The organism is Longimicrobium sp., from assembly GCF_036399255.1.
GTDB lineage: Bacteria > Gemmatimonadota > Gemmatimonadetes > Longimicrobiales > Longimicrobiaceae > Longimicrobium.
Genome location: NZ_DASWNM010000032.1, coordinates 1 through 12,157 on the forward strand (window position 1 = coordinate 1; position 12,157 = coordinate 12,157).

The 12,157-nt window shown below is 73.2% G+C and carries 1 protein-coding gene; it reads right to left on the bottom strand.

Annotation, left to right across the window (positions count from 1 at the left end; genetic code table 11):
• Positions 1-11,463 (bottom strand): amino acid adenylation domain-containing protein (locus VGC13_RS05325; protein ID WP_331124179.1); only part of this gene is annotated, 11,463 nt, incomplete at its 3' end.
• Positions 11,464-12,157: the final 694 nt, after the last annotated feature.

The following is a 12,157-nucleotide window of genomic DNA, read 5'->3' on the forward strand; positions in this document are numbered from 1 at the left end:
GACGCCCTTGGGCCGGCCCGTGCTGCCCGAGGTGTAGATGAGATAGGCGAGATTCCGCGCCTCCACCCCGCTCGCGGGGTTCTCCGCTGGGGCGCGGTGGATCGCATCGACATCCCGATCCAGCACCACGACCGAGACGCCCGGCTGGTCGGGGAGGATGCCGCGCAGCGCCTGCTGCGTCACCAGGACGGGCGCTTCGGCGTCCGCCAGCGTGTTCTCCAGCCGCTCGGCGGGATAGTTGGGGTCCAGCGGCACGTACGCGCCGCCGGCCTTCAGCACCGCCAGCATCGACACCAGCAGGTCCAGCCCGCGCCGCAGGCAGATGCCCACGCGGACCTCCGGCCCCACGCCCAGCCCGCGCAGGTGGTGCGCAAGGCGGTTGGCCCGCCCGTTCAGCGCCGCATAGGTCAGCGAATCGTGCTCGTGGATCGCCGCGACGGCGTCGGGCGTGCGCGCGGCCTGCGCCTCGAACAGCTGGTGGATGCAGTGGTCCACCGGGTACGGGGCGTCCGTGCGGTTCCACTCGTCCACCACCCGCGCGCGCTCGGCGGCATCCACCAGCTCCAGCGCGGAGAGGGGGCGGTCGGCGTCGTCCGCCACCTGCTCCAGCACCCGCTCCAGGTGGCCCAGCATGCGCTGGACGGTGGCGCGGTCGAACAGGTCCGTGCTGTAGCCCAGCACCCCGCGAAAGCCGCTTTCGTCCGCGGCGATGGAGAGGGTAAGGTCGTACTTGGCGCTCTGCAGCTCCGCGTCCACGGGGTGGGTGCGCAGCCCCGGCAGCGCGCCGCCCGAACGCCCCGCGTTCTGCAGGATGAACATCACCTGGAACAGCGGGCTGTGGCTCAGGCTGCGCTCGGGCTGCAGCTCCGCCACCAGCCGCTCGAAGGGCACCTCCTGGTGCTCGTACGCGCCCAGCGTGGTCTCGCGTACGCGCCGCAGCACCTCGCGGAAGCCCGGATCACCGGAAAGGTCCGTCCGCAGGACCAGCGTGTTGACGAAGAAGCCGATCAGCTCCTCCACCTCGCGGCGGGTGCGCCCCGCGATCGGGCTGCCGACGACCACGTCCTCGCTTCCCGCGTACTTGCCGAGGAGCACCTGGAAGGCACCCAGCAGCACCATGTACAGCGTGGCGCCCTCGCGCCGGCCCAGCGCTTCGAGCCGCCGCAGCAGCGCGGGCGACAGCTCCACCGCCTCCTCCGCGCCGCGGTACGTCTGCACGGCGGGGCGCGGACGGTCCGTCGGCAGCTCCAGCAGCGCGGGCGCGCCGGAAAGCCGCCCCTTCCACCACGCCAGCCGCCGGTCCAGCGCGGCGCCCTGCAGGTGCTCGCGCTGCCAGGCGGCGTAGTCGGCGTACTGGACGGCGAGCCGCGGCAGGGCCGCCTCCGCCCCCTCCACCGCCGCGCCGTACAGGGCGGCAAGCTCGCGGAAGAGCACGTCCAGGCTCCACCCGTCGCTGACGATGTGGTGCATGCACAGCAGCAGCACGTGCTCGTCGTCCGCCAGCCGCAGCAGCGACGCGCGGAACAGCGGCCCGGCCGAGAGGTCGAAGTGGCGCGCGCCGTCCTCGATGGCGCGCCGGCGCACCTCCGCCTCGCGGGCGGCATCCTCCAGCCCCGACAGGTCCTCGACCGGCAGCGTGAACCCGCCGAACGGCGCGATCACCTGCACCGGGACGCCGCCGGCCTCGGTGAACGTGGTGCGCAGCGACTCGTGGCGGTGGATGATCCCGCCCAGCGCCTGCTCCAGCGCGGCCACGTCCAGCGGGCCGGAGACGCGCAGCGCCTGGGGGATGTTGTAGAACGCGCTCTCCGCCTCGAGCTGGTCCAGGAACCAGAGCCGCTCCTGCGCAAACGACAGCGGCAGCGGGCCCGTGCGCGCCGCCGCCACCACCGGCGGCAGGCGCGGCGCGTCGTCCCGCCGCAGCGCGTCCACGGCCGAGGCCAGCGCGGCCACCGTGGCGCCGTCGAACAGCGCGCGCAGCGGCAGCTCCACGCCAAACGCTTCGCGCACCCGCGCCACCACGCGCGTGGCCAGCAGCGAATGGCCGCCCAGGTCGAAGAAGCCGTCGTGAATGCCCACCCGCTCCACCTGCAGCACCTCGGCGAACACCGCGGCCAGCACCTCTTCCACCGGCGTGCGCGGCGCCACGTACGCGTCCACGGCCGGGCCAAAGTCCGGGGCCGGCAGCGCCTTGCGGTCCAGCTTCCCGTTCGGGGTCAGCGGCAGGGCCTCCATCACCACGAACGCCGCCGGCACCATGTACTCCGGCAGGCTCTGGCGCAGCGACGTGCGCAGCGCATCCACGTCCGCGGCGCCCGCGGCGTACGCAACCAGCCGCTTCTCGCCCCCGTCCTCGCGCGCGACGACGACGCAGTCCGCCGCGCCGGCGCGGCGGAGCGCCGCCTCGATCTCGCCCAGCTCGATGCGGAAGCCGCGCACCTTTACCTGGTCGTCGAAACGCCCCAGGTACTGCAGCACGCCCTCCGCCGTCCAGCGCACCTTGTCGCCCGTGCGGTACATCCGCGCGCCCGCGTCCGCCCCGAACGGATCGGGGACGAAGCGCTCCGCCGTCAGCGACGGGCGGCCCAGGTAGCCGCGTGCCACGCCCGCGCCGCCCAGGTACAGCTCGCCCGCCACGCCCACCGGCACCGGCCGCAGCGCCCCGTCCAGCACGTACGCCTGCGAGTTGTGGATCGCGCGGCCGATGTTCGCCTGCCCGCCCGGCCTGCGCAGCGTCCAGGTGCTGTACGTCGTGTCTTCCGACGGGCCGTACAGATCGTACACATGTTCGAGGGTGCCCAGCGCGTACAGGGCATCCACCACTTCCTGCTTCAGCGGCTCGCCTGCGAGATTGACCGTCCGCACGCCCGCCGGGATGCCGCCGCTCTTCAGCAGCGCGGCGATGGCGGAGGGCACGGTGTTGATCAGCCGCACTTCATCCCGCGCGGCGGACACGGGGAGCGCCAGCGCGTTGTCCACAATGACCACTCTTCCGCCGCGGCTCAGCGGGACGAACAGCTCGTAGATGGACAGGTCGAAGCAGATGGAGGTGGATGCCAGCACGCCATCCAGCTCATCCGCCGAGTAGACGCTCCACGCCCAGCCGAGGAGCGCGGCGGCGTTGCGGTGCTCGATGGCGACGCCCTTGGGGACGCCCGTGCTGCCCGAGGTGTAGATGAGGTACGCCAGGTTGCGCGGCGACGCTCCGCTGACGGGATTGTCCGCGGGCTCGATGGAGATCGCGTCGCGCGCGGCATCCAGGCGGATGACCTGCACGCCGTCGCGCTCCGGCAGCACGCCGCGCAGCTCGTCCTGCGTCAGCAGCACGGCGACGTCCGAATCCGCCAGCATGAACGCCAGGCGGTCGGCGGGATAAGCGGGATCGAGCCCGACGTACGTGCCGCCGGCCTTGAGCACGGCGAGGATGGAGACCACCATCTCCACCCCGCGCTCCAGGCAGATGCCCACGCGGACCTCGGGCTTCACCCCGCGGCGGACCAGGTGGTGCGCCAGCCGGTTGGCGCGCTCGTTCAGCTGCGCGTAGGTGAGCGACGCGTCTTCGTGCACCAGCGCGGTCGCGTCCGGCGTGCGCGCGGCCTGCGCCTGGAACAGCTGGTGAAGGCACGCGTCCGCGGGATATTCGGCCGCCGTGCGGTTCCACTCGCCCAGCACCACGGCGCGCTCCGCCTCCCCCAGCAGCTCCAGGGCGGAGAGGGGCACGTCGGCGTCCGCGGCGACCTGCTCCAGCACGCGCTCCAGGTGGCCCAGCATCCGGTGGATGGTGGCGGGCGCGAACAGGGCCGTGCTGTACTCCAGCACACCGTGGATTCCGCGCGCGTCCGCCTCAAGCGCCAGCGACAGGTCGAACTTGGCGACGGTGGCGTCGGCATCCACCGAATGCGCCCGCAGCCCGGGGAGGTCCAGGCGCGGCCCCTCGCCATTCTGCAGCGCGAACAGCACCTGGAAGAGCGGCGCGTAGCTCAGGCTGCGCTCCGGCTGCAGCTCGGCCACCAGGCGCTCGAAGGGCACGTCCTGGTGCTCGTACGCGCCCAGCGTGGCCGTCCGCACACGGCGCAGCACCTCGCGGAAGCCCGGATCGCCGGAGAGATCCGTCCGCAGCACCAGCGTGTTGACGAAAAAGCCGATCAGCTCCTCGGTCTCGCTGCGCGTGCGCCCCGCGATGGGGCTGCCCACCACCACGTCGTCGCTCCCGGCGTACTTGCCGAGGAGCACCTGGAAGGCGCCGAGGAGAACCATGTACAGCGTGGCGCCCTCGCGCCGGCCCAGCGCCTCCAGCCGCTGCAGCAGCGCGGGGGAAACGTGCACGGGGACGGTGGCGCCGCGGTACGCCTGCACGGCGGGGCGCGGATGGTCCGTGGGCAGCTCCAGCAGCGCGGGGGCGCCGCCCAGCTGCGCCTTCCACCACGCCAGCTGGCGCTCCAGCGCCTCGCCGCGCAGGTGCTCGCGCTGCCAGACGGCGTAGTCCGCGTACTGCACCGGCAGCTCCGCGGGCGTGGAGCCACCGTAGAGCGCTGACAGCTCGCGGAAGAGCACGCCCATGCTCCACCCGTCGCTGACGATGTGGTGCATGCACAGCAGCAGCACGTGCTCCTCGTCCGCCAGCCGCAGCAGCGACGCGCGAAAGAGCGGGCCGGCGGAAAGATCGAACGGCCGCGCCGCGTCCTCCGCCGCGCGCCGCCGGACTTCCGCGTCGCGCGCCGCATCGTCCAGCCCCGACAGGTCCTCCACCGGCAGCACGAACCCGCCGAACGGCGCAATGGCCTGCACCGGGACGCCGCCCGACACCGCGAACGTCGTCCGCAGCGACTCGTGGCGGCGGATGACCTCGCCCAGCGCGTGCTCCAGCGCGGCCACGTCCAGCGCACCGGAGAGACGCAGCGCCTGGGGGATGTTGTAGAACGCGCTGCGCGACTCCAGCTGGTCCAGGAACCACAGCCGCTCCTGCGCAAACGAGAGCGGCAGCGGCCCGCCGCGCTCCACCGGCACCACGGGCGGCAGCTGGGGCTGGCCGTCGCGGCGCACCGCCTCCACCCGCAAGGCCAGCTCGGCGACGCTCGGGCCCTCGAACACGGCGCGCAGCGGCAGCTCCACGCCCAGCGTCTCGCGGACGCGCGAGACCACGCGCGTGGCCAGCAGCGAGTGCCCGCCCAGGTCGAAGAAGTTGTCGCGCGCGCCCACGCGGTCCACGCGCAGCAGCTCGGCCAGGATCCCGGCCAGCACCTCTTCGCCCGGCGTGCGCGGCGCGACGTACGCCGCCTCGTCCGCGGCGTACCCGGGCGCGGGGAGCGCCTTGCGGTCCAGCTTGCCGTTCGCGGTCAGCGGGAGCGCGTCCAGCGCGACGAACGCGGCCGGGACCATGTAGTCCGGCAGCGTGCGGCGCAGGTGCGCGCGCAGGCCGGCGGCGTCCGCATCGCCCACCACGTACGCGGCCAGCCGCCGGTCGCCCGGCCGGTCCTCGCGCGCCACGACCACGCACTCGCGCACGGCCGGGTGCTGGCGCAGCACCGCCTCGATCTCGCCCAGCTCGATGCGGAAGCCGCGGACCTTTACCTGCTCGTCCAGGCGGCCCAGGTACTCCAGGAACGCAGTGCGTGAGTGCGTCAGTGCGGGAGTGCGGGAGTTCATGACCGCTGGATCCACTTCCGCACTCACGCACTCACGCACTAACGCACTTTCTTCCAGCCAGCGCACCCTGTCGCCCGTGCGGTACAGCCGCGCGCCGGGCCGCGCGCCGAAGGGATCGGGGAGAAAGCTGGCCGCCGTGAGGCCCGGCCGGTTCAGGTAGCCGCGCGCCACCTGCGCGCCGCCGATGAACAGCTCGCCCGGCACGCCGGCCGGCAGCGGCCGCAGCCCCGCGTCCAGCACGTAGACGCGGGTGTTGCGGATGGGCCCGCCGATGGAGGGCGCCCGCTCGCCCTCCGCCGCCACCCGGGCGGAGGTGGCGACGACGGTGCACTCGGTGGGCCCGTAGTTGTTGCTGAGGGCAAAGGGGAGCTCCGCGCCCGGCCGCGCCTGCAGCCGGTCGCCGCCGGTCAGCAGCCAGCGCAGCGAGGTCGTCCGCGGCCACGCCAGCGCCAGCAGCGGCTCCGCGACCGGCGTGGGGACGAAGGAGACGGTGACGGCGCGGCTCGCCAGCCAGTCGCGCAGGGCGGGCGGATCGGTGCGCACCTCCTCGGGCACCACCTCCACCGACGCGCCGCGCGAAAGGTAGGGCCACAGCTCCCACGCCGACGCGTCGAAGCCGGGGCTGGCCAGCTGCGTGGCGCGGTCCGCCGACGTGACCCCGAACGCGTGCGCGTGCCAGTCGCAGAGCGCGGCCAGGCCGGCGTGCTCCACCGCCACGCCCTTGGGCGTCCCCGTGCTGCCGGAGGTGTAGACCACGTACGCCACGCTGCGCGGCGCCGCATCCGTTCGGGGATTCTCCGCGCTCTCCGCCGCGATCTCGTCCCAGTCCCCATCCACCCGCACCACCCGCACGCCGTCCGCCAGCGCGGGGGGCGCCAGGCGGCTCTGCGTCAGCAGCACGGGCGCGGCGGAGTCGCGCATCATGAACTCCAGCCGCTCGGCCGGATACGCGGGGTCCAGCGCCACGTACGCCGCGCCCGTCTTCATCACCCCCAGCAGGGCGGTGACCAGGTCCGGGCCGCGCTCCAGGCACACGCCCACGCGCGTCTCCGGCCCCACGCCAGCGCCGATCAGGTGGTGCGCCAGGCGGTTGGCGCGCGCGTTCAGCTCGCCGTAGGCAAGGGACCGGCCGGCGGAGACGACGGCCACGGCATGCGGCGCGCGCTGCGCCTGCTCCTCCACCAGGCGGTGGACGCAGACGTCCGCGCGGAAGTCCGCGTCCGTGCGGTTCCATCCATCCACCACCTGCGCGCGCTCGTCCGGCGCCAGCAGGTCCAGCGCGCCGATGGGGCGGTCCGCGTCCTCCGCCACCTGCTCCAGCACGCGGTGCAGGTGTCCGATCATCCTCTGGATCGTGGCGCGGTCCCACAGGTCGGTGCTGTACTCCAGCACGCCGTGAATGCCGTCCGCGTCCGCCTGCACCAGCAGCGACAGGTCGAACTTGGTGGTCTGCGCCTCGGCATCCACCCAGTCCGTCCGCAGCCCGGGGAGCAGATCGCCGGCGGAGCGGTAGCCGGCCTGCAGCGCGAACATGGTCTGCACCAGCGGCGCGTGGCTCAGGCTGCGCTCGGGGTGCAGCTCCGCCACGAGGCGGTCGAACGGGACCTCCTGGTGCTCGAACGCGCCCAGCGTGGCCGTGCGCACCCGCCGCAGCACCTCGCCAAAGCCGGGGTTGCCGCCCAGGTCCGTCCGCAGCGCGATGGTGTTGACGAAAAAGCCGATCAGCGCCTCGACCTCGCCGCGCGTGCGGCCGGCCGTGGGGCCGCCCACCACCACGTCGTCGCTCCCCGCGTACTTGCCGAGAAGCACCTGGAAGGCAGACAGCAGCACCATGTACAGCGTGGCGCCCTCGCGGCGCCCCAGCGCCTGCAGCCGCTCCAGCAGCTCCGCCGGCAGCCGCACCGGCTCGGCGGCGCCGCGGAACGTCTGCACGGCGGGGCGCGGATGGTCCGTGGGCAGCTCCAGCAGCGACGGCGCGCCGGCCAGCCGCCGCTTCCAGTACGCCAGCTGCCGATCCAGCACTTCGCCCTGCAGGTGCCGGCGCTGCCACGCCGCGTAGTCCGCGTACTGCACCGCCAGCTCCGGCAGCGGCGCCCCGGCTCCCTTTACCGATGCGCCGTACAGGATGGACAGCTCGCGGAAGAGCACGCCCAGGCTCCACCCGTCGCTGACGACGTGGTGCATGCACAGCAGCAGCACGTGCTCGCCGCCCGCCAGGCGCAGCAGCGACGCGCGGAACAGCGGCCCGGCGGACAGGTCGAACGGCCGCGCCGCGTCCTCCGTGGCACGCCGCCGCACCTCCGCCTCGCGGGCCGCATCGTCCAGCGCCGAAAGATCTTCGACCGGCAGCGCGAATCCGGCGAAGGGCGCGATCACCTGCACCGGGACGCCGCCGGACGCGGTGAACGTCGTCCGCAGCGACTCGTGCCGGCGGATGATCTCGCCCAGCGCGTGCTCCAGCGCGGCGACGTCCAGCGCGCCGGAAAGGCGAAGCGCCTCGGGAAGGTTGTAGAAGCCGCTCCGGGCTTCCAGCTGGTCCAGGAACCACAGCCGCTCCTGCGCGAACGAGAGCGGCAGCGGGCCCTCCCGCTTCACCGGCACCACGGGCGACAGCGGCGGCAGGTCGTCGCGGCGCAGCGCGTCCACGGCCCGGGCCACGTGCGCCACGGTGGCGCCGTCGAACAGCGCGCGCAGCGGCAGCTCCACGCCCAGCGTCTCGCGGACGCGCGACACCACGCGCGTGGCCAGCAGCGAGTGCCCGCCCAGCGCGATGAACGTCTCGTGTACGCCCACGCGCTCCAGCCCCAGGACGGAGGCCAGGATCCCCGCCACCACCTCTTCCGTGGGCGTGCGCGGCGCGACGTACGCGCCCTCCGCACCCGCGAAGGCGGGCGCGGGGAGCGCCTTGCGGTCCAGCTTGCCGTTCGGCGTCAGCGGCAGCGCGCCCAGAAAGACGAACGCCGCCGGCACCATGTACTCGGGCAGCCCCTGCCGGAGCGCGGCGCGCAGCGCCTCCGCGTCCGCGTCGGCGCCGGCCACGTAGGCCACCAGCCGCGTCTCGCCCCCGTCCTCGCGGGCCACCACGGCGCAGTCGGCCACGCCGGCGCGCCGCAGCGCCGTCTCGATCTCGCCGAGCTCGATGCGGAAGCCGCGGACCTTTACCTGCCCGTCCAGGCGCCCCAGGTACTCCAGCGTTCCGTCCGGCAGCCAGCGCACCTTGTCGCCCGTGCGGTACAGCCGCGCGCCCGCGTCCGCCCCGAACGGATCGGGGACGAAGCGGCCCGCGGTGAGCGACGGGCGGCCCAGGTAGCCGCGCGCCACGCCCGCGCCCCCCAGGTACAGCTCGCCCGGCACGCCGATCGGCACCGGCCGCAGCGCCCCGTCCAGCACGTACGCCTGCGAGTTGTGGATCGCGCGCCCGATGTTCGCCCGGCCACCCGGCCTGCGCAGCGTCCACGTGCTGTACGTGGTGTCTTCCGACGGGCCGTACAGATCGTATACATGCCTGATGCCCTCTACCGCGTAGAGCGCATCGACCACTTCCTGCTTCAGCGGCTCGCCGGCCAGGTTCACCGTCCGCACGCCCGCCGGGATCCCGCCGCTCTTCAGCAGCGCGGCGATGGCGGAGGGGACGGTGTTGATCAGCCGCACTTCATCCCGCGCGGCGGACGCGGGGAGCGCCAGCGCGTTGTCCACAATGACCACTCTTCCGCCACGGCTCAGCGGGACGAAGAGCTCGTAGATGGACAGGTCGAAGCAGATGGAAGTCGAGGCCAGCACGCCATCCAGTTCATCCGCGGAGTACACGCTCCACGCCCAGCCCAGCAGCGCGGCGGCGTTGCGGTGCTCGATGGCGACGCCCTTGGGGATGCCCGTGCTTCCGGAGGTGTAGATGAGGTAGGCGAGATTGCGCGGCGCGGCGACGTTCGGGGGATCGTCCGCGCGCTCCGATGCGATCGCGTCCCGCGCGGCATCCAGGCGGATGACCCGCACGCCGTCGCGCTCCGGCAGCACGCCGCGCAGGCTGTCCTGCGTCAGCAGCACGGCGACGTCCGAAACCGCCAGCATGAACGCCAGGCGGTCGGCGGGATAGGCGGGATCGAGCCCGACGTACGTGCCGCCGGCCTTGAGCACGGCGAGGATGGAGACCACCATCTCCAGCCCGCGCTCCAGGCAGATGCCCACGCGGGTTTCCGGCCCCACGCCCAGCCCGCGCAGGTGGTGCGCAAGGCGGTTGGCGCGCTCGTTCAGCTGGGCGTAGGTGAGCGACGCGTCCTCGTGCACCAGCGCGGTCGCGCCCGGCGTGCGGGCGGCCTGCGCCTGGAACAGCTGGTGAAGGCACGCGTCCGCGGGATACGCGGCGGCGGTGCGGTTCCACTCGCCCACCACGATCTCGCGCTCCGCCTTGCCCAGCGGGTCCAGCGAGCCCAGCGGGCGCTCGGGATCGGCGGCGATCTGCCGCAGCAGGCGCGCAAAGTGGCCCAGCATGCGGTCCACCGCAGCGGCGTCGAACAGGCCGGCGTCGTAGTCGATTTGCGCGCGCAGGGGCGCTTCGCCGGTAACGAGCAGCGTCAGCGGAAAGCCCGGGTGCTCGCGCAGGCGAAAGCTGCGGCCCGGGGTTTCGCGCAGCGGCGCGTCGAAGGCGTACGGCTGGTAGTTGACGATGCTGTCGAAGAGCGCGGCGCCCTGCGGAAGCCCGCTCCACCGCGTAACGTCCGGCAGCGCCGCCTGCTCGTGCGCCCCGAAATCCGCCGTGCGTGCCGCGACCTCGACCAGCCAGTCGATGACGCGCGCGTCGCGGGGCAGCGGAATGCGGACGGGGATGGTGTTGATCAGCATTCCCACCATGTCGTCCGCGCCCGGCACGACGGAGTCGCGCCCGCCGCGCACCATGCCGAACACCGCCTCGGACGCGCCCGTGTAGCCGCCCAGCAGCAGCCCCCACGCCCCCTGCACCATCTTGTTGAGCCTGATGCCGCGCTCCGCCTTCACCCTGCGCAGCGCCGCGTCGGCCTCGGGCGAAAGCGTGAGCTCGCGCGTGCCGTACGGAAGCTCCGCATCCGGATCGCGCGGCGCCTGGCGAATGGAGCGCACCGGCTCGGGACCCTCGAGCCCGCGCAGCCGTTCCGTCCAGAACGCCTCGTCGCCCGCGGTGTCGCGGCCGCGCACCCACGCCACGTGATCGCGAAAGGGCGCCGGCGCGGGGAGGTCCGCGTCCACCCCGTCGTACGCCGCCAGCGCCTCGCGCAGCACGCGGGTGATGGAGCGCACGTCCAGCAGCACGTGGTGAAAGGTCCACACCAGCACGTGCGCGTCGTCCGCCATGCGGAACAGCGCCAGCCGCATGGGCGGCGCCACGCCCAGGTCGAAGCCGCGGACGCGGTCTTCCGCGATCCACCGCTCCAGCGCCGGCTCGCGCTCCGCCGGCGCCAGCGCGCCCAGGTCGCGGCGATGCAGGTGCACCGCGGCCGTCGCGGCCACCTCCTGCACCGGCTCCGCCACGCCGGTCCAGCGAAAGCGCGTGCGCAGGATGGCGTGCCGCCCCGCCACCGTCCGCCACGCCCGCTCCATGCGCTCCGCGTCCACCGGCTCGTCCAGCCGGCAGACCACCTGCTCCACGTTCACCCCCGACGCGGGCGCCAGCAGGTGCTGAAAGAGCATCCCGTGCTGCAGCGGCGTCAGCGGATACGCCTCCAGCGGCTCCCCGCCCGCGAAGCCGGGCTCCGCGGGGACGATCCGCTCCACCGGCACCCGGTCCAGGGACTCCTGCGTGTCGCTCTGCGAGCGTTCAGCGGCAGACGCGGAGGGCAGTGACATTCCAACACCGATGCTGAGGTTTGCCGCGGAAGGCGGTGCGGCGCGCCTTCCGGACCGATGCGGTCCCGCGCGGCGGCGCGGGGACCGGCGAAACGACAAGCCCAGCCTCGGGAATGCTGCTCCGGAGGCTCGGCGAACTCCTGGCGGTCCAGGACGCGCTGCGTGCGACGGGCGCTTCCGGGCGTCCGTGGAACAGCCAGCGGGCGCCCGGCGCAATGCAGCCAGAAACGGCGTAAAACACGACAGTGCCAGGCACGACGGCTCCCGGCGCCCCCCGCGAAACCCACAAAGCGCCGCCGGGACCCGCCCACGGAAACCGCATCCGGGGCAGAGCCTTTAGGGCCTAAGCATTAGGCGGCGCTAAACGTTAGCTGTTGACGGAGAATAAACCAGCGGGCGAATTCCGGCAAGTCGCCGGGCCCCTTCCCGACGCAAGTCGGCGGAGCGTACGAATACGCAATGTTGCACAATTGTTTGCGCACGATGTAAACGTTTCTCACCGCGTATCGGCCAGCGGAAATCATCCTGGAGAAATGCATTTGGATCAATTCGGCTGGGAATGCGTGACTGTTCTGTGGGTGGCTTTTTATGATCGGAGTGAAAGAGAAGATGGATCGGACCGCAAGGGACTGCGGGGCACTGCGGGGCTTTCCAGGGGCTTCCAGGGCTTCCAGGGGCTTCCAGGGCGAATGAA